The organism is Rhizobium sp. 11_C7_N12_5 (assembly GCF_051811145.1).
Lineage (GTDB): Bacteria > Pseudomonadota > Alphaproteobacteria > Rhizobiales > Rhizobiaceae > Rhizobium > Rhizobium lusitanum.
This window is the reverse complement of sequence record NZ_JBPWPY010000001.1, coordinates 532572-550816: the sequence shown is the minus strand read 5'-3', so window position 1 is coordinate 550816 and position 18245 is coordinate 532572. Positions and strand designations below refer to the sequence as shown.

Here is an 18245-nt window from a genome sequence, read left to right as displayed (position 1 = left end):
CAGGGACTTTATCGGGAAACCAATTCGACGGGCGGCTCGAAGGAGCCGCCTGTTTGACTTGATGCGGCCTCAGTCATTTGCCGCGGCGAACTCGGCGCAGCTCTTCGGCGGCACCGCACCCGCAGGCGGCACGAAGGCCTTGTCGATAGCATAGAGCTTGGCAAAGGGCGTTTCCGCGGCAAGCCGCACGCCGCTCGGGATCGTGCCGTCAAAACGATCCTCGACATCGGCATTGACCAGCAGAATGAAGTCGAAGCGCTGCCGCCAATTGACGAGATAGGGCGCAAAGCTGCTGACGGTGCCGATCTCATCGGGGCAATCGAGCAGGCCAACGGAGAGGAGATTGCCTTCCGGCACAGCGATATCGCTCCAGGGCGGCAGGACGGTCAATGGCTGCTTGCCCTTGGCGGTAAAGACCGTCGGCACGAAGCTATGCGCATAAGGGATAGCAAGCGTCGGCAAATGCCGGAACGTGTCCTGATTCCACGCAAAGTAACGATGGTCGACGACATGCGGCGTACTCTTTTGCTGCCGCATGACAGGCAGGATCGCCGCGCCCTCCGGTACCGCGGCAAGCACGGTGCGAACATCTGCGACCTCGGCCTCGCCCTGCCACCAGTTGAAACCGATCCAGGCGGTCCTGCCAAGCGCAACCGCTGAAATCATGGTGACGACAAGCAGGGCCTGCCGGCGCGACAGGCGAGGCAAGGGACATACCATTACCATGGCCGCCAGCGCCGCCATGATCGGGAAGCGCCAGCTGATCCAGCCAGTAGCCAATAGATGGCGCGGCGAGAGGCAGGCGAGCAGCAGCAGGCCGGTTGCCGTGACCGCAAGCCCCGCATGCAGCTGCAGCCGGCGTGTCCGCACAGCATTGGTGCAGACGAGGATCAGCGGGATCAGGAACAGCATATCCGCCAGGACCGTATAGCTCCAGAACGCCGACATCAGGTTGGCCAGGATCAGAACCAGGGAATTATTCCAGGACGCGCCGAGATTGCCGTTGCCGGCATCGGGCAGCACCGGCTGGTAGAGGAAAAGACAGATCGCCGGCAAGGCGCAGGCCAGCATCGCCATCGCCAGCCTGCCGCATAAGCGCATGAAATCGCGAAATAACTTCATCGCCGCCATGGTGGGCGAAAACTCGAGCCCGCAGACGAGCGCCATGTAGAAGCCGAGCGAAAAGATATGCATGGTGGTGAGCAGCAGGCCAGCCAGCAGGCGAAAGACAAACAGCGCGGCCCGGTTTCGCGATTGCAGGGCATGATCGGCTGTTGCGAAGAACAGCGCCATGCCGAGCCCAATCTGGAAATTGATGAAGCCGCCGATCAGCGTTGCGCACCAGGCGAAATAAAGAATGGCGATCTGCCAATAGTAGCCGCCGCCAAACAAGCGCCTGTGCAGAGCGATCGCTCCGAGCGGCGGCAGCACGATCGCCAGGAAAAGCAGGCTGCGCGCCAGCAGCGAGACACCGATCAGCGGTCCCAGCCAATAGGCCATGAGATCGATGCCGACATTGGTGAAGCTCCTGTTCCAATCGATCGCATAGATCTGCTGAAACGGCGGTGTATCGATGCCGCCGGCAAGCAGCCACATGCGCGCATAGTGGTTGGGATAGTCGAGGATCGGCGGGAATTTGAAAATGGCGACGAAGACGGCCACTGCCGCCACGAAGGCAGCGATGACGACATCGGGCCTTTGCCTGACAACGACGGCATCCGCCTCCACAGTGGTCCGCGCCGGAGCCGCGGCCGTCGCCCCGCCCCATGACGAATTGGCGGACTGATGGGACATCAGCGTGCTGCCCTGACTTGCGCCGCGCTGTTGCCCGCCTCACCCGGTCCACCCAAAGCTTGCTCCAGCGCACGGCGTTTGGTCGCTGCGTCCATTTCGGAAAAATCGCCGGGGATATCGAGCGATCGATTGCCCTGCACGAGGCTTTCGATCATGAACATCGGCCGTCTCTTGTTCTCCTGCACCAGCCGGCCGACATATTCGCCGATGATGCCGATGCAGATAAGCTGGATGGCGCTGAAGGCGGTGATCGCCGCCATGATGCTCGACCAGCCGACGATCGTCTCGCCCGCAATCCAGCGCGCGAGCGTGTAGAGCAACAGCAAGGCCGCGCAACCGGCGCTCGCAAGGCCGAGCCACGTGCTGATCCGCAAGGGCACGGTGGAGAAGCTGGTGATGGCGTCGATCGCGAAATTGATCATCTTGCGCAGCGGATATTTGGTCGTGCCGGCGAAACGCGCATCGCGCTCATAGGGCAGCGCCACCTGCCGCCCGCCGATCCAGCTCACCATGCCGCGAATGAAGCGATCGCGCTCCGGCATCGACAGCAGGATATCGACCACTCGGCGGCTCATCAGCCTGAAATCACCGACATCGCGCGGGATCGTAACCGAGGCGAGCCGCGACAGCAGGCGATAAAAGAGCGAGGCGGAGGTGAGCTTGAACCAGCTCTCCCCCTGCCGGCGCACGCGCTGGCCATAGACGACATCCGCGCCGCGATCCATGATCGGCATCATCATCAGCAACAGTTCCGGAGGATCCTGGAGATCGGCATCGATGAGCAGCACCCGCTCGCCCCGCGAGGCGGCAAGGCCTGCGGTGGCGGCAAGCTGGTGACCATGATTGCGCATCAGGCGCACGCCGAGCACCTGCGGTGTCTGCTGCGCAAGCGAGGCGATGATCTCCCAGGTGCCGTCGGCGGAACCATCATCCACCAATATGACCTCGAAGGCTTCACCGACCGCACCCCGCGCCGTCGCCACCGTCCGCCGGCAAAACTCCTTCAGCCCCTCCTCCTCATTGTGGCAGGGGGCAACGATGGAGAGCAGCAATTTTGGGGAGGTCTGGTTCATGATCGCCTGTATCGAGATGATGGCGATGAGAGTGTCTGAAAATGGTCAAACAATATTTAAGCGCTGGGAATAAAGGGGAGCGGATACTGGGATTTCTCGAGCGAATTTCCTTCATAAATTAAAGAAAGACTGCCCTTGTGTTCTACAAGACAATAGCCGGAACGGACCCAGAGATATATGGCTGGGGCGCCAGGATTCGAACCTGGGAATGCCGGTACCAAAAACCGGTGCCTTACCGCTTGGCGACGCCCCAACAGAGGAAGTGGCCGCAACTCAGCCAAATCGGCGTCTGATTAGCAAAGGTCGCATCCGGCCACAATCACTAAGTTGCGCGTGGATGCATATTTCTGTGCGCTTCTCGGGTCGCTATGATAGGTCTTGCCGCACTGCAATCCAATCAGGAGATCCGATGAGCCAGTTTCGCGCCCGCCCGCCGGCTGTCCCGACCGTGCTTCTCGATGATGCTGTCGTGCGCATCACCCGCTGGGATTTCGAGCCAGGCGCCGACACCGGTCATCATGTGCATGGCCTCGGCTATGTCGTGGTGCCGATGACGGATTGCCGGTTTCTTCTGGAAGAGCCTGGCGGTGACCGGCGCGTCGACATGGCCAAGGGTGCCGCCTACCGGCGCGAGGCCGGCGTCGAGCATAATGTGGTCAATGCCGGCGCCGAGCCGATGTCCTTTATCGAAATCGAATATAAGCAATCATGAGCACGCCCGACTTCGACCTTGCTTTCGAGCCGGCCTATGGCCGCGCTGTTCCCGTTGCGCCCGGCATCGAGCGGATGACGGTCAACAATCCCAGCGCCTTCACCTTTCATGGCACCAACAGCTACATCGTCGGCGGCTCGTCCGTGGCGGTCATCGATCCCGGACCGGAGAACGAGGAGCATTTTGCCGGTTTGATGACGGCACTGAAGGGGCGCGAGGTCACGCATATCTTCGTCAGCCACACCCATCGCGATCACTCGCCGCTCGCAAGGCGGCTGAAAGAGGCGACGGGGGCGCTCACGGTCGGCGAAGGGCCACATCGCGCTGCGCGGCCGCTCTATCAGGGCGAGGTCAATCCCTTCGCCGAAAGCTCCGATATGGAGTTCCGGCCGGATATCGTGCTTGCTGACGGCGAAAGCGTCTCGGGAGACGGCTGGCAGCTGACCGCGCTGCTGACACCCGGCCATACGGCCAATCATGCCTGTTTTGCGCTTGAAGGCAGCGGCATCCTCTTTTCGGCCGATCATGTCATGGCCTGGGCGACGTCGATCGTCGCCCCGCCGGACGGTTCGATGGCCGATTACATGGCCTCGCTCGAGCGGCTGCTTGTTCGAAAAGATCGCCTGTTTCTGCCCGGCCATGGTGGCCCAGTGAGGGAACCCGCTTCTTTCATGCGCGGCTTGAGAACCCATCGCCGCATGCGCGAACGCGCCGTACTGGAGCGCATCAAGGCCGGCGACCGGCTGATCCTCGACATGGTGAAAGCCATCTATCGCGATACGGACCCGCGTCTCCACGGCGCGGCGGCGCTTTCGGTGCTGGCGCATCTCGAAGATCTCGTGGAAAAAGGCCGGGTGGAAACCGACGGGCCGCCGGCGCTCACCGGAGCGTATAGACCCGCCTGAGTCGCGTCAGCCTCCGGCGATCCCGAGCAGCTCCGCATCCAGCGCCTTCAGAAAGCCGTCCGCCATATCGGCGCTGACGCCGAGATCATTCTGGCCGTAGCGGGAGGAAACGCGGATATCGACGAGCGTCGTCTCGGCCTCCTCGCGAAGACGGATCAGCACATCGCATGGGAGACCGAAAATGCGGGTGCGGGTCGCCCCCTGCAGAACAACGTCCGTGTTCTGACGGATCAGATCGGCCACGCCATCCCGAAGGGGGCGCGGCTTCGGCACCGGAACGATATCGGGCACGTCACCGACTGTGGTGCTGTCGTCCTGTGCCGGGCCGGTGTTCTGCGGGCGGGTACGGTGCCTCGGCTTCGCATTGCCGTTCGGGTCGGCGACATCGGCGCCATCGGCCTTGACGATGGTGATATGACTGTCCCTCGCAACCTTGCGCACCGCCTCCAATACCCGGTCGGTGGCCCCTTCGTAGCGGCGGCTGATCAGGGCCGGATAGGCTTCAGATTGCGCATCGCGCTCCTGCTGCGTCACCAGATGGCGTGCCGGCAGCCAGATCTGCCTGGCATCCGGCGTCGCCAGCCACTCCGGCGGGTCGCTGAGATCGGTCGATATCTCGTAGATCGGGGGCCGGGTCCAATAGCGCTCGGCGCCGTAACCGACGATAGCCAAGGGCAAGGTGGCATAGATGAGTGCCTTGACGGCTGAGACGCCGCCGATGGCGGCGCTCTGCCAGAGCTGGGCAAGGCCGAGCATCGCAAGCACTACCGCCAGGGCGGCACAGCCGGCGGAGATCAACAGCAGCAGCACGAAATAAGGCGTTTCCAACGGTCCGAAACGATGACCGATCAAGGTCACCCCGCAAAGCACCAGCGCAAAGGACGCGATCAAACGCCCGGCGCGGGCGGCATGTGAAACGGGACGGTCGAAGCGAATGGTCATCAAGGGCTCATCGGCGCGTCGGATCGGAAGCCGGATGCACCGAATCCCGGAAAGCGATCTATGTTTAGAACAAGAAACAGCGAAAATAAATCGAATGTCATGGCGTCGACGAGCAATGTCCTGTCAGAGCTGAAGCCAGTAACGGCTAGAACAAAAATGTGAGCGCTTGCTTAAATTCCTAAAAAAGGCCATTCTTCCAGTGTTTTATCGAGGCTGTGAAAGGACTTGATGAGATGGAACCGATGCTTTCCAAAGACATCGCTGCCAAGCCGCTGCCGGGAGCGGCCATTGCCGCGGCCGATGCAGTCGAGCCGACCTTGCCGCTCGAACTTCTCGAGCTTGAACTTTCGCTCGAAGGTTTTTCCGGTGGCGAGGCCTCCTTCTGCGAGGCCGTGCGAAGCGCAGCTTCGGCCGTGAGCGGCGACTTTCTGTTCGATCTTCCCGCCGCGGGGCTGATTCCGGATTGCCGCAGGTTGGCTGTCATCAGGATTCCCGAAGGAGACGCGGCGATGCGCACCCTCTTTGCGGCTCTCGATGAAGACGGCGCGGAAATCCGCCTGCTGCAACCGGATGAGGAAACCGAGCATCTGCTGCGTTTCGCCGATGCCTTCGTCGATCTGCTGCAGCGGCTGCCGAAAAAACCGAGAGAAGCTGCCTGAGCATTCGCGCCGGCAACCGATGATAGGCCTTTCGCGCGGCACCGCGCGGCGCTATAATTCGCGTCTGCATATTTGCGTTTAGGACATCAGGTCATGCGTATCGTCGCTCCCGTACTCTCCCTTCTCGCCATGACGTTCGTGCTCTCTTCCTGCCAGACGGCGGAGGAGATTCGCGCGGCGGACGAAGCCAGATGCGGCAGCTACGGTTTTCGGCGCGGCTCGGAAAATTTCGCCAACTGCCTGATGAATCAGGATCTTAGCCGACGCGCGGATCAGCGTGCCTTCATGGAAAGCAATGATGATTTCTTCTGGGGACCGACAATCGTGGTCGGCGGACCGGGATATTACCATAACCGCGGCTATTGGCGCCGCTGAGCGGCGCGGCGTTCCGCCATCAGCGCATTTCCGCTTTTCTCCGAATCGCGAAAACGATCTATCTTCTTGTTTTTACGCATTCCGGACGGAAAACTGCTGCGCACTTTTCCTGGAAATGCTCCAGAGAATCAGGCTCGCCCCTTGATCGCCGCCTGTGCTGCCGCAAGCCGCGCGATCGGCACGCGGAAGGGTGAGCAGGACACATAGTCCAGCCCGATATCCTCGCAGAAATGGATGGAGGCGGGATCGCCGCCATGCTCGCCGCAGATGCCGAGCTTCATGTCGTTGCGTGTGCGGCGGCCGCGCTCGGCGGCGATGCGGATGAGCTCCCCTACGCCGTCGAAATCGAGCGATATGAACGGATCGTGCTCGATGATGCCCTTGCGCTGATAGGTCGGGATGAAGGCGGCGGCATCGTCGCGCGACATGCCGAAGGTGGTCTGAGTCAGGTCGTTCGTGCCGAAGGAGAAGAACTCGGCAGCCTCGGCGATGATATGGGCGCGCAGCGCCGCGCGCGGCAGCTCGATCATCGTGCCGACGAGATAATCGATCTTCATCATGGCTTCCGACATGACGGCGCGGGCCACCTCGTCGATCCGCGCCTTGACGTAGTCCAGCTCCGAGCGCAGGCCGACGAGCGGCACCATGATCTCGGGCACGACCGGGGCACCCGTCTCGCGCGCCGCCAGAACCGCCGCCTCGAAGATGGCTCGCGCCTGCATCTCGACGATCTCGGGATAGGAAATCGCCAGCCGGCAACCACGATGGCCGAGCATGGGGTTGAACTCGTGCAAGGCATCGACGCGCTGGCGCAAAATAGCCGGCTCCATGCCCATGCTTCCGGCAACCTCAGCAATTTCCTCGTCCGTCTTCGGCAGGAACTCGTGCAGCGGCGGATCGAGCAGGCGGATGGTTACAGGCAGGCCATGCATGATGGTGAACAGGCCAGTGAAATCGAGCCGCTGCATCGGCATCAGCTTGGCAAGGGCGGCGCGGCGCCCCGCCTCGTCTTCGGCAAGGATCATCTCGCGCATCACATGGATGCGGTCTCCCTCGAAAAACATGTGCTCGGTGCGGCAAAGACCAATGCCTTCGGCGCCGAATGAGCGCGCCGCACGGGCATCGGCCGGCGTGTCTGCATTGGTGCGCACTGTCATGCGCCGCGACCGGTCGGCCCAGGCCATGATGAGCCCGAAATCACCGGACAATTCCGGCTGGATCATCGGCACCTCGCCTTTCAGCACCTGGCCGGTGGATCCGTCGATGGTGATGATGTCGCCCTTCTTCAACGTGACGCCGATGCCGATCAGCTTTTCATTGCGCATATCGATGCGCATGGTGCCGGCGCCGACGACACACGGAATGCCCATGCCGCGGGCGACCACGGCGGCGTGGCTGGTCATGCCGCCGCGCGTGGTGAGGATCGCTTCGGCGGCATGCATGCCGTGAATGTCTTCCGGGCTCGTTTCGATCCGCACGAGAATAGCCTTTCGGCCTTCCTCTTCGGCGATGATCGCCTCCTCGGCCGTGAAGACGATCTCGCCGGTGGCCGCGCCCGGTGAGGCGGGCAGACCGGACCCGATGACCTCACGACGGACGCGCGGGTCGATGGTCGGGTGCAAAAGCTGATCGAGCGTCGTCGGATCGATGCGCGTGACGGCTTCGTCTTCCGTGATCAACCCCTCGCCGACCATATCGACGGCTATCTTCATCGCCGCCTTGGTGGTGCGCTTGCCCGCTCGGGTCTGCAGCATCCAGAGCTTGCCGCGTTCGATGGTGAACTCCAGATCCTGGACGTCGCGGTAATGCGTCTCCAGCTGCGCGCAGATGCGGCGGAATTCGGCGAACGCCTCCGGCATCACCTTTTCCATCGACGGCCGGTCGTAGCCGGAAGCGATGCGGGCGGCTTCGGTGATGCTCTGCGGCGTGCGGATGCCGGCGACGACATCCTCTCCCTGCGCGTTGACGAGGAATTCGCCGTAAAGCTCCTTTTCCCCGGTCGACGGATTGCGGGTGAAGGCCACCCCGGTCGCGGAGGCATTGCCGAGGTTGCCGAACACCATCGCCTGGATGTTGACGGCCGTGCCCCAGGCCTCGGGAATATTGTGCAAATGGCGATAGGTGACGGCGCGCGGGTTCATCCAGCTGGAAAAGACGGCGCTGACGGCGCCCCAGAGCTGAACCTCCGGATCTTGCGGGAAGGCCACACCGAGTTCCTCCTCGATGACGGTCTTGTAGATGGAGACCACGTGCTGCCATTCGACGGCGGAAAGATCGGTATCGAACTCGTGACCGAAACGGGCCTTCTCATCTTCCAAGATCTCTTCGAAGACCTCGTTGTCGAGTCCCATGACGACATCGGCATACATCTGGATGAAGCGGCGATAGCTGTCCCAGGCGAAACGCGCGTCGCCGGCATCGTGGCCGAGAGCCTGCACCGTGGCATCGTTGAGACCGAGATTGAGGACGGTATCCATCATGCCGGGCATGGAGGCGCGACCACCCGAGCGAACGGAGACCAATAGCGGCCGCTCGGTATCGCCGAACTTGCGCCCCGTGATGGTTTCCATCTGCTTCAGGCCCTGCATGACCTGTGGCTTCAGCTCATCGGAAATATTACGGCCGTTCTTGTAATAGAAAGAGCAGGCCTCGCTGATGATCGTCAGGCCAGGGGGAACCGGCAGGCCGAGGCTGCACATTTCGGCAAGATTGGCACCCTTGCCGCCGAGCCTCTCAAAGTCTCCGGCGCCTCCCTCGGCTTTGCCGCCGCCGAATGTATAGACCCACTTCGTCATTGTCCCCGTCCAACTCCTAGGGTTGAACTTAATTCATTGAGCGGCAAATGAAAATCGACAAATGCGGCAAAATGTTGCGCTGCACAATAAATATGACCCACAGGCTCCCGATTTCAATCGATTGATCGAAATCGGAGGCCTTCCGGCCATTCCAAAAGCGAGGGAGAGGGTGGGCAAGCGGTATTTCGTCGCTGCCGTCGGCCGGCGTTTAAGCCCCCGCCTCCCGCCGCGCCAGAATCTTGTCGATCCGCATCCCATCGAGATCGACGATTTCGAAATGCCAGCCGCCGAAGGTGAAGCTTTCGCCGACGTCGGGCAGGTGGCCGAACTGGTAAAGAGCAAAGCCCGCGAGCGTATGGAATGTCACGTCTTCCTCGCCCTCGCGCAGACCGAGCCTCGCAAAGGCGTCATAGACCGGCATCATGCCCTCCATCAGCAATGAGCCGTCGGCGCGCTCGACAACATCGGGCGTCTCGTTATCCATATCGGGCAGATCGCCGGCGATCGCTTCCAGGAGGTCGGTCTGCGTGACGATGCCCTCCAGGCTGCCATATTCGTCGATGACCATGGCGAGGCGCACGGGTGCGCGCTTGAAGCTTTCGAGCACCTTGAACACCGCCGTCGCCTCGTGCACGACCAGCGGCTGGCGGATGACGGCCATCGGGTTCAGCGGCTCGCCGTTCAGCAGTTGATCGAGAAGATCCTTCTTCAGGATCATGCCGATAGGCTCGTCGATCGATCCGCGGGCGACCAGAAGCTGCTCGAAACGGCTTTCTCGGATGGTTTTCTGCATTTCCTCCGGCGTATCGTCGGCATCGATCCAATCAACCTCCAGCCGCGGCGTCATGATGTTGGAGACATCGCGATTGCCGATGTTGAAGATGCGTTCGACCAGATCCTGTTGGGCTGGCTCCAACAAGCCGGCTTCCTGACTTTCGGCGATCAAAAGCTTGATCTCGGCGGGCGAATGCAGCGAGCCCTCGCCAGTCCCAGGCCGCAGCCCGAAGAGACGCAGGACCAGATTGCCAAGGCCGTTAAGGACGGTGATCGCGGGACGCAGCAGGAAGAGGAAAAGACCGAGCGGCCGCACCACGCCGAGGGCCGTATCCTCGCTGCGCTGCAATGCCAGGCTCTTCGGAGCGAGTTCGCCGAGCACGATGTGGAGCGCGGTGATGATGACGAAGGAAATGACGACGGCGATCGCATGCGAGCTGGCCGCGGCCCATGCTCCGGGAAGGAAATCGAGAAGCGGCTCCAGAAGATGGGCGAGCGCCGGCTCACCGACCCAACCGAGTGCGAGCGAGGAAATCGTGATGCCGAGCTGCGTGGCCGCCAGATTGGCGTCGAGATTGTCGACCGCCTTCTGCAGCGACTTGGCGTTCATCCGCCCTTCGGCAACCAGCTCCGTCACGCGACTGCGACGAACGGAAACGAGAGAAAACTCCGCCGCGACGAAAAAACCGTTGGCGGCAACGAGCAGCAGCACGGCGAGTATTCCGAAGAAATCGAAAATACCGCCACCAGATCCAGACATGCTTCCCTTCCGGGCGGATTAGCGCCACATATTGTTGATCGAAAACAAAGCTATCACGCTTTACGGCTGCACGGCAGCCGACACCGCAATTTCTTGTCGATATCAGACCCGTTTTCTTGCCCGTGGAAAGGCGCTCAGGCGATTTCGCGCAGCCGCTCGGCGGTCTGCAGATCGACGGAGACGAGCTGTGACACGCCCTGCTCGGCCATGGTCACGCCGAAGAGGCGATCCATGCGGGCCATGGTGATGGGATTGTGGGTGATCACCACGAAACGCGTCTCGGTCGATGCGGCCATCTCGTCCATCAGATTGCAGTAGCGCTCGACATTGTGGTCGTCGAGCGGCGCATCCACTTCGTCCAACACGCAGATCGGCGCGGGATTGGTGAGGAATACGGCGAAAATCAGCGCCATGGCCGTCAGCGCCTGCTCGCCGCCGGACAGCAACGTCATGGTCTGCGGCTTCTTGCCCGGCGGGCGGGCGAGAATTTCCAGGCCCGCTTCCAGCGGATCGTCGGATTCGATGAGCTGAAGCTCGGCCGTGCCGCCGCCGAAGAGATGCGTGAACAGCCGCTGGAACTGCGCATTGACGACGTCGAAGGCGACGATCAGGCGCTCGCGGCCCTCGCGGTTGAGGCTCTGGATCGCTCCGCGCAGCTTCCTGATGGCGTCGATGACGTCGTCGCGCTCCTTGATCAGCGCCTGCAGCCGCTCGCTCAGTTCCCGGCTCTCCTCCTCGGCGCGCAGGTTGACGGCGCCCAGGCGCTCACGCTCGATCTTCAGCCGTTCCAGCTCGCGCTCGACTTCGCGCAAATCCGGCGTGCTCTGCATCGCCGACAGGCCGGTGAGCCGGAGCGCTTCATGCGGCTCGACGTTCAGGGCCTGGCGAATGCGCAGCTCGCTCTCCTGCCGGCGCTCGCGGGCGGACGCCAGCCGCTCCTCCACACGGCCGCGCTTTTCGCGGCTTTCCGCCAGTTCGGACAGTGCTGTAGCCGCGTGCCGATCGGCCTCGCGCTGAACGGTCTCCGCTTCGGCCAGGCGGTCGGCGGCCACGCGGCGCGCCTCCTCGGCCTTCTGCAATTCGTTCATCAGCGCGCGGCGCTTGTCATCGAATTCATCCGGCGCGAGATCGAGCTCGGCGGCCTCGTCACGCGCTTCCTCTTCGCGGTCGCGCAGCGTCTGGATATGCTCCTCGGCGCTGGCGGCGCGCTGGCGCCAGGTATCCCGCTCCTGCTGGATCGCCAGGATGCGCCGCTGCCGCGCCTCGTTTTCCCGGTTCAGGCCCTCATGGCGGGCGCGGGCCTCGGCCAAGATGCCGCGATCGGTCGCGACTTCAGCCTGCTGGGCATTCAACTTCAGATCGATGGCTGCGAGATCGGGCGCATCTTCCAGCTCGATGCGGGCATTTTCGTCCTGCATCGCCACGTCTTCGAGCTGCTCCCGCAGCCGGCTGACCGCCTCGACGATCACATCCCGGCGACGGATGAGATCGCCGGACGCGCGCTCGGCCGCAGCCAAGGCTTCACGGGCTTCAGCGAGATGACGGGCGGCAAGCCGGCTGGCGTCGCGGGCGGTGCCCAGACGCCCCTCTTCCGCCCGGATCGCCTCCGCGGCGGCCGACAGATGCTCTTCAGCCTCGATCAGCACGTCGCGTGCAAGCTCGGCCTCGGCTTCCAGTTCGGAAAGGCGGTTCTTCTGCGCCAGCCGCAGGGCCGCGGCACTCGGCGCATCGGCTCCGGTCACATGGCCATCCCAGCGGAACACCGCCCCATCCTTGGTGACCAGCCGCTGCCCTGGCTTCAACGCCGGCATCAGCCGCTCAGCGTCGCCCGCCGCGACGATGCCGATCTGACGCAGGCTCCGCGTCAATGCTGCCGGCGCACCGACATGTGAAATCAACGGCACGGCTCCGTCAGGCAGGGCCGGATCGGTCGCGCCGCTGCCATTGTCGGACCAATAAATCGGCGCCTGGGGATCAAGAGGCGATTCCAAATCATCACCGAGCGCCGCCCCGAGCGCAATCTCGAAGCCGCGATCGACGCGCAGATCCTCCGCAACCGGCGAAAAGGCGCCAGACGTGTCGCCCGCCGCCAGCATCTTGGAAATGGTGCGCGCTTCCGTTTCAAGCGCGTTCAGCGCCGCCCGCGCCTGCTCGACCGGTCCACGCGACAGGGCTTCGGTTTCGCGCGCTTTGGAAAGAGCCGTTTCCACGAGTTGGATTGCGGCTTCCGCTTCCGCGACGACGTCTTCGGCCGCCTCGACCATGCTGCGTTTTTCGTCGGGGTCGGGCAGATCGGCCATCTTCTCGTCGATGGCGGCAAGCTCGCGGTTCGCCTCGTCGGCCTGGCGTTCGAGCCGCATCTTGCGGTCGGCTAGATCACGGATGGCGCGTTCAAGCTGGTTGCGGGCGGCTGCGGCCTCGGCACGCTCGGCCGTCAGCGCGGCGAAGATCCGTTCGCTATCGGCGAGCTTTGCGGCAGCCTCCTCGAACGCCTCGCGTGTCTCCTCTGCAAGACGGCCGGAATCGGCAAGGGTCTCGGCAAGATCGGCTTCTTCCGCGTCCAGCCTGGCAAGGATCGTGGCGTTGTCGGCGACAAGGCGCTCCTCGCGGCTGATATCCTCGGCCAGTTGCGCCAGCCGGCGGGTCAGCTCGTCGCGGCGGCGCAGGATGCGGTTAGCATCCTCTTCCAGCTGGTTGCGGGCGAATTGCAGCCGTTGCAGCGCAGCAGCAGCCTTCGCCTCGTCCTCGCGCAGTTCGGGCAGCTTGAAGCTGGCGATGCCCTGGGCCTTCGCCGCCTCCATCTGGATCTGTGCCTTTTCGGCAACCAACACCGTCGCTTGATTGAGGGCACTGTCGGACTCGGCTTCGGCCTCCTTCGCCTGCACCCAGCGTATATGCAGCAGCATGGCTTCGCGGGCGCGGATATCGGCTGATAGCATCTTGAAGCGGCTGGCCTGACGCGCCTGACGCTTCAGGCTCTCAATCTGGCTTTCGAGCTGCGAGGTCACATCGTCCAGGCGCTCGAGATTGCCCTCGGCCGCACGCAAGCGCAGCTCGGCCTCATGACGGCGCGAATGCAGGCCGGAAATGCCAGCGGCCTCTTCCAACAGCTGCCGCCGTGCCTGGGGCTTGGCCTGGATCAGCTCGCCGATGCGCCCCTGCCCGACCATGGATGGCGAACGCGCCCCGGTCGAGGCGTCAGCGAAGAGAAGCTGCACATCCTTGGCGCGGGCCTCCTTGCCGTTGATGCGGTAGACCGAGCCCTGCTCGCGCTCGATGCGGCGCGTCACCTGGATCTCGTCGCTATCATTGAAGGCGGCCGGCGCCGTGCGGTCGCTATTGTCGAGATAAAGGCCGACTTCGGCGGTGTTGCGGGCAGGACGGTTGCCGGAGCCGGAGAAAATGACGTCATCCATGCCGGAAGCGCGCATGTTCTTGTAGGAATTCTCGCCCATCACCCAGCGCAGCGCTTCGACCAGATTGGACTTGCCGCAGCCGTTCGGCCCGACGACGCCAGTCAAGCCGCGCTCGATGACGAATTCCCCCGGCTCTACGAAGGATTTGAAACCGACCAGTCTAAGCCTGTTGAATTTCATAGGCTGATCTCCACCCTCCCCTTGAGGGGGTGGGTCGGACCGAAGGTTCGAGGTGGGGCGATCCTGCGTTCACCCCAGAAATCACCGCCACCGGCGGGTTCCTCGCTACCTCCCCCCTGGAGGGGGAGGTGATAGAAAGCAGGCGTGCGGCCTCGGCCGCCCGCCTGTGCATCAAAAAGGCGCGGATCAGAGAAGGCCGTCGATGAGCTTCGACATGGCACCAACAGACATGTCCCCTGCGTAGCGCTTGCCATTGATCAGGAAGGTCGGTGTCGCATTGACGCCGAAGTCCTTGGCCGCGCGTTCCCTTACTGAATTGACATCATCCAGAAGCTTCTGGTTCGTCAAGCACTTCGTAAAGCTATCCTCAGTAAAACCGGCGAGTTTCGACATTTGCAGCAGTGCGGAGCGGCCATCGACATCCGGAGACGCCCAGGCGATCTGCTGCTTGAACAGCATTTCGACCATCGGCATGTACTGTTCCTGCGGGGCGCAGCGGGCCAGCATGAAGGCTGCGGCGGCGCGCGGATCGAACGGGAATTCGCGGATGATGAAGCGAACCTTGCCGGTGTCGATATACTTCTGCTTGATCGCGTCAAAGGTCGTGACGGCGAAATGCGCGCAGTGCGGGCAGGTCAGCGACATATATTCGACGATCTTGACCGGAGCATCTTCCTTGCCGAGTGCGATTTCCGGCAGCGCGCCGGGCTTCAGCACTTCGCTCATGTTGACATCGCCATCCGCCGGGGGAACCGCGTCGTCGCCGGAGCTGGTGGTCTCCTGTCCGCCCGCGGCCGTCGAGGCATTTGCGGCGGATGCGGTGTCGGCAAAGGCCGAGAACGCCACGGAAAGCGCTGCAACGGCAGAACCGCCCAGCAGGTGGCGTTTGGTCAAGAACATGTCGGACATCGGCATAGAGTCACCCGTCGTTAAAAGAGGTCTTCGAATGTTTCATGCGATATAACGGCTGGTTGCCGCTAACAAGGCACGGTTGGGCAACTTTCTTCAAAGAATTGTGACCTGGCAAAGACAAACAACTTAAATTTCTTCCACAATTCAGGAAATATGCGGTTCGCCCGGTCTGTTACCGCCGCTTCCAGACCATCGCGGTGCCCAACCTCTGAATAGCCGCCCGCAACTTCTCGTCCTCGATGCCATCCATCATGCCTTCGAGCTTGCGAGCAGCCTCGCCCTTCAGCGGCGGCGGCGTGCGGGAGCGCTTCGACGCGGTCGAGACCGGCTTTTGCACGATGCGGATCTGGCTGATGGCGTGGAAGCCGAAGAAACCGTTGATGCGCTGGATGAGCTCGCCCTGCGCATGAGTGAGAAAAAGCGCGCGGGCGCCTTCGCAGGCGATGGTGAGTACGCCGGGCTGGTAGCGGCCGTCATCGCCCGAACCTCCATGCCTTGCCCAGGCGATCTTTTCCGGCCGCGTGCATTCCGCGAAATCCTCGCCGGCGATTTCATCCCAGGAACCGAGCAGCGCCGTATTGATCCCGGCGCGCTTCGCCAGCACGGGATCGACGATGCCGTTGGTCAGCTCGGAAATCTGCTTCTCGCCTTTTCGGGGATAACTCATCTCAATCGGGTTCCGGCACACGCTTTGTACGTTCTGGACCTTGATCGCCCGACGCAGCTTAGCCAAGTATAGAGCACTTCCCCTCGACGCGGCAAATCATGACCAAGACTTCGCAATCCCCTTCGGCCGCATCCCTGCTTGCCTGGTACGACCGCCATCATCGAGACCTGCCCTGGCGCGTCTCGCCGCCGATGGCCGCGCGCGGCGTCAAGCCAGACCCCTATCATATCTGGTTGTCGGAGGTGATGCTGCAGCAGACCACGGTGCCTGCGGTCAAAGCCTATTTCGCCAAGTTCCTCGAGCGCTGGCCGACAGTCGGCGATCTGGCTGCGGCTCCCACCGACGATGTGATGGCCGCCTGGGCCGGCCTTGGCTATTACGCGCGTGCCCGAAACCTGAAGAAATGCGCTGAAGCCGTGGCGGCGGACCATGGCGGGCGCTTCCCCGATGCCGAGGACGGTCTGCGGGCTCTGCCGGGGATCGGCGACTATACGGCGGCGGCCGTCGCGGCCATTGCCTTCAACCGGCAGGCGGCCGTCATGGACGGCAACGTCGAGCGCGTCATTTCCCGGCTCTATGCTATCTCGACGCCGTTGCCTGCAGGCAAGCCCATAATGAAGCAGAAAGTGGCATTGCTAACGCCTGCCGACCGCCCCGGCGATTTCGCGCAGGCGATGATGGATCTGGGTGCTACGATCTGCACGCCGAAACGACCGGTCTGTTCGCTCTGTCCTTTCAACAATGCATGCGTGGCGCTGGCGTTGCATGATCCTGAGCATTTTCCAGTGAAGGCGGCAAAGAAAGATAAGCCCGTGCGGCAGGGAGCAGCCTTCGTGGCGGTCAATGGCGAGGGCGAAATCTATCTGCGCCGGCGCATCGCCAGCGGGCTGCTCGGCGGCATGACCGAGGTTCCGACCACCGGCTGGACGGCACGGATCGATGGTGAGACCGGCACGGACGCCGCCCCCTTCCCGGCCGATTGGCAGGCAGCGGGGACCGTGACGCACGTCTTCACCCATTTCGAACTGCGGCTGTCGATCTATCGCGCTCAGGTGGCATCGGGCAGCAACCGCAATGACGGATGGTGGGAACCGGTTACAAATCTTGAAGCGCAAGCCTTACCAACCGTCATGAAAAAAGCGATCACCCAGGCTATTCCTCGCGCATTCATTAAAGCCAGTGCCTAAACATCAGGAACTCATTCATGACCACGGAAATACGGCATATCGTTTTCGATATCGGCAAGGTTCTTCTTCATTACGACCCCACCCTTCCCTACAGCCGCGTCATCCCGGACGATGCCGAACGCGAATGGTTCCTGGCGAACGTCTGCACCCATGAATGGAACATCGAGCAGGATCGCGGCCGTACGTGGGAAGAAGCGGAAGAGCTGTTGATCGCCGAACATCCTGAGCGGGCGGAACAGATCCGTGCATTCCGCAAGCACTGGAACGAAATGGTGCCCCACGCCTATGACGACAGCGTCGCGATCTTTGAAGGATTGATCGCTGAGGGACGCGATGTCACCATGCTGACCAACTTCGCCTCCGACACGTTTCGCGAGGCGCAGGTGCGCTTTCCGTTCCTCAACAAACCGCGCGGCGTCACGGTCTCCGGCGATATCGGGCTGATCAAACCGGATGTCGCAATCTACGATGCGCATGCCAGGAGCTTCGGCCTCGACCCCGCGTCAACGATTTTCATCGACGATTCGCTCGCCAATGTCGAAGGCGCCAAGGCCGCCGGCTGGCACGCGGTCCATTTCACCGGCGCCGAGAAGCTGCGCAGCGATCTCGCCGCCCATGGCATAAAGGTTTGAACCGATGATCTTCGATCCCGCAGAACGCATCGACCTGTTCCACGACGCCATCAATCGTCTCGACTACGAGGCGATCGAGAATTTCTTCGCTGACAATGCCACCTATGTCTCCAACGGTGTCGGCAGCCTCTCCGGCCGCGCCGAAATCATGGAGGCCTTCCGGGGTTATTTCGATACATATCCCGACCAGACGGCGTCCAATTCGCTGGTGGAAACGCTGACACCGCTTTCGGGCCGCGCTGTCTGGTCCGTTCGCGCCACCAACAGCAAGACAGGCAAGCCGCTGATCCGCGAGGGCGAGGAAACGATCACCTTCGACGAAGACGGTCGCGTCGTGCGCGTCGACGTCACGGACTATCAGGACTTCTGAGACCGGAAGCTAAAGAGACGCCCAGGGCCTTACCGGACGTATCGTGCGGTAAGGCCCTGGGCGTTTCGCCTTCTTCCCTAACTGGAGGTACA

The 18245-nt window shown here is 62.5% G+C and carries 15 protein-coding genes and 1 tRNA gene; 7 read left to right on the top strand and 9 right to left on the bottom strand.

Annotation, left to right across the window (positions count from 1 at the left end):
* Positions 1 to 69: 69 nt before the first annotated feature.
* The 3 genes from AB8B29_RS02625 to AB8B29_RS02615 all read right to left on the bottom strand — a co-directional run bounded on the left by AB8B29_RS02625 (position 70) and on the right by AB8B29_RS02615 (position 3120).
* Positions 70 to 1794 (bottom strand): hypothetical protein, encoded by a 1725-nt coding sequence (locus tag AB8B29_RS02625; RefSeq protein WP_439006123.1) that lies wholly within the window; start codon positions 1792 to 1794, stop codon positions 70 to 72.
* On the bottom strand, positions 1794 to 2867 hold the full coding sequence (locus AB8B29_RS02620; RefSeq protein ID WP_113119252.1) for a glycosyltransferase family 2 protein: 1074 nt from the start codon (positions 2865 to 2867) through the stop codon (positions 1794 to 1796). Before AB8B29_RS02620 ends, AB8B29_RS02625 begins: the two co-directional genes overlap by 1 nt.
* A 178-nt stretch (positions 2868 to 3045) precedes the next feature.
* Positions 3046 to 3120 (bottom strand) — tRNA-Gln (locus AB8B29_RS02615).
* Positions 3121 to 3276: 156 nt separating this feature from the next.
* Here AB8B29_RS02615 and AB8B29_RS02610 point away from each other — a divergent pair.
* Complete coding sequence (locus AB8B29_RS02610; protein ID WP_113119253.1) at positions 3277 to 3579, top strand: cupin domain-containing protein; 303 nt, start codon at positions 3277 to 3279, stop codon at positions 3577 to 3579.
* Complete coding sequence (locus tag AB8B29_RS02605; protein WP_113119254.1) at positions 3576 to 4484, top strand: MBL fold metallo-hydrolase; 909 nt, start codon at positions 3576 to 3578, stop codon at positions 4482 to 4484. Before AB8B29_RS02610 ends, AB8B29_RS02605 begins: the two co-directional genes overlap by 4 nt.
* 6 nt (positions 4485 to 4490) lie before the next feature.
* On the opposite strand, the gene AB8B29_RS02600 is transcribed toward AB8B29_RS02605, so the two are convergent.
* Complete coding sequence (locus tag AB8B29_RS02600) at positions 4491 to 5426, bottom strand: DUF1499 domain-containing protein (protein WP_113119255.1); 936 nt, start codon at positions 5424 to 5426, stop codon at positions 4491 to 4493.
* A gap of 242 nt (positions 5427 to 5668) precedes the next feature.
* On the opposite strand from AB8B29_RS02600, the gene AB8B29_RS02595 reads away from it, so the two are divergent.
* Positions 5669 to 6085: a hypothetical protein gene (locus AB8B29_RS02595; protein ID WP_113119283.1), complete on the top strand. Its 417-nt coding sequence runs from the start codon at positions 5669 to 5671 to the stop codon at positions 6083 to 6085.
* A 93-nt stretch (positions 6086 to 6178) separates the two neighbouring features.
* Complete coding sequence (locus tag AB8B29_RS02590) at positions 6179 to 6460, top strand: hypothetical protein (RefSeq protein ID WP_037193513.1); 282 nt, start codon at positions 6179 to 6181, stop codon at positions 6458 to 6460.
* A gap of 128 nt (positions 6461 to 6588) precedes the next feature.
* On the opposite strand, the gene ppdK is transcribed toward AB8B29_RS02590, so the two are convergent.
* The 5 genes from ppdK to AB8B29_RS02565 all read right to left on the bottom strand — a co-directional run bounded on the left by ppdK (position 6589) and on the right by AB8B29_RS02565 (position 15964).
* Positions 6589 to 9255, bottom strand: a complete 2667-nt coding sequence (gene ppdK / locus AB8B29_RS02585) for a pyruvate, phosphate dikinase (RefSeq protein ID WP_047638867.1) — start codon at positions 9253 to 9255, stop codon at positions 6589 to 6591.
* A 208-nt stretch (positions 9256 to 9463) separates the two neighbouring features.
* A complete protein-coding gene (locus AB8B29_RS02580) occupies positions 9464 to 10789 on the bottom strand; it encodes a hemolysin family protein (protein ID WP_037193502.1) in 1326 nt (441 codons plus the stop codon).
* A gap of 134 nt (positions 10790 to 10923) precedes the next feature.
* Positions 10924 to 14385 carry a chromosome segregation SMC family protein gene (locus AB8B29_RS02575; RefSeq protein ID WP_113119256.1) on the bottom strand — a complete coding sequence of 1154 codons (3462 nt, stop codon included), beginning with the start codon at positions 14383 to 14385 and terminating at the stop codon, positions 10924 to 10926.
* A gap of 186 nt (positions 14386 to 14571) precedes the next feature.
* A complete protein-coding gene (locus tag AB8B29_RS02570) occupies positions 14572 to 15300 on the bottom strand; it encodes a DsbA family protein (protein ID WP_037193498.1) in 729 nt (242 codons plus the stop codon).
* Positions 15301 to 15469: 169 nt separating this feature from the next.
* Positions 15470 to 15964 (bottom strand): DUF721 domain-containing protein, encoded by a 495-nt coding sequence (locus AB8B29_RS02565; protein WP_047560593.1) that lies wholly within the window; start codon positions 15962 to 15964, stop codon positions 15470 to 15472.
* 98 nt (positions 15965 to 16062) lie between these two features.
* Between AB8B29_RS02565 and mutY the strand changes: the two genes are divergently transcribed.
* Genes mutY through AB8B29_RS02550 form a run of 3 tightly spaced genes read left to right on the top strand, consistent with a single transcriptional unit; the run spans position 16063 to position 18153 of the window.
* Positions 16063 to 17151 (top strand): A/G-specific adenine glycosylase, encoded by a 1089-nt coding sequence (gene mutY / locus AB8B29_RS02560; RefSeq protein ID WP_439006119.1) that lies wholly within the window; start codon positions 16063 to 16065, stop codon positions 17149 to 17151.
* A gap of 17 nt (positions 17152 to 17168) precedes the next feature.
* Complete coding sequence (locus AB8B29_RS02555; protein WP_113119258.1) at positions 17169 to 17783, top strand: HAD family hydrolase; 615 nt, start codon at positions 17169 to 17171, stop codon at positions 17781 to 17783.
* 4 nt (positions 17784 to 17787) lie between these two features.
* Positions 17788 to 18153, top strand: a complete 366-nt coding sequence (locus AB8B29_RS02550; protein ID WP_047560602.1) for a nuclear transport factor 2 family protein — start codon at positions 17788 to 17790, stop codon at positions 18151 to 18153.
* Positions 18154 to 18245: the final 92 nt, after the last annotated feature.

Bases quoted from the DNA above. Each gene is read 5' to 3' on its own strand.
- AB8B29_RS02625 (WP_439006123.1), bottom strand. From the start codon at position 1,794: ATGTCCCATCAGTCCGCCAATTCGTCATGGGGCGGGGCGACGGCCGCG.
- AB8B29_RS02620 (WP_113119252.1), bottom strand. From the start codon at position 2,867: ATGAACCAGACCTCCCCAAAATTGCTGCTCTCCATCGTTGCCCCCTGC.
- AB8B29_RS02610 (WP_113119253.1), top strand. From the start codon at position 3,277: ATGAGCCAGTTTCGCGCCCGCCCGCCGGCTGTCCCGACCGTGCTTCTC.
- AB8B29_RS02605 (WP_113119254.1), top strand. From the start codon at position 3,576: ATGAGCACGCCCGACTTCGACCTTGCTTTCGAGCCGGCCTATGGCCGC.
- AB8B29_RS02600 (WP_113119255.1), bottom strand. From the start codon at position 5,426: ATGACCATTCGCTTCGACCGTCCCGTTTCACATGCCGCCCGCGCCGGG.
- AB8B29_RS02595 (WP_113119283.1), top strand. From the start codon at position 5,669: ATGCTTTCCAAAGACATCGCTGCCAAGCCGCTGCCGGGAGCGGCCATT.
- AB8B29_RS02590 (WP_037193513.1), top strand. From the start codon at position 6,179: ATGCGTATCGTCGCTCCCGTACTCTCCCTTCTCGCCATGACGTTCGTG.
- ppdK (WP_047638867.1), bottom strand. From the start codon at position 9,255: ATGACGAAGTGGGTCTATACATTCGGCGGCGGCAAAGCCGAGGGAGGC.
- AB8B29_RS02580 (WP_037193502.1), bottom strand. From the start codon at position 10,789: ATGTCTGGATCTGGTGGCGGTATTTTCGATTTCTTCGGAATACTCGCC.
- AB8B29_RS02575 (WP_113119256.1), bottom strand. From the start codon at position 14,385: ATGAAATTCAACAGGCTTAGACTGGTCGGTTTCAAATCCTTCGTAGAG.
- AB8B29_RS02570 (WP_037193498.1), bottom strand. From the start codon at position 15,300: ATGCCGATGTCCGACATGTTCTTGACCAAACGCCACCTGCTGGGCGGT.
- AB8B29_RS02565 (WP_047560593.1), bottom strand. From the start codon at position 15,964: ATGAGTTATCCCCGAAAAGGCGAGAAGCAGATTTCCGAGCTGACCAAC.
- mutY (WP_439006119.1), top strand. From the start codon at position 16,063: ATGACCAAGACTTCGCAATCCCCTTCGGCCGCATCCCTGCTTGCCTGG.
- AB8B29_RS02555 (WP_113119258.1), top strand. From the start codon at position 17,169: ATGACCACGGAAATACGGCATATCGTTTTCGATATCGGCAAGGTTCTT.
- AB8B29_RS02550 (WP_047560602.1), top strand. From the start codon at position 17,788: ATGATCTTCGATCCCGCAGAACGCATCGACCTGTTCCACGACGCCATC.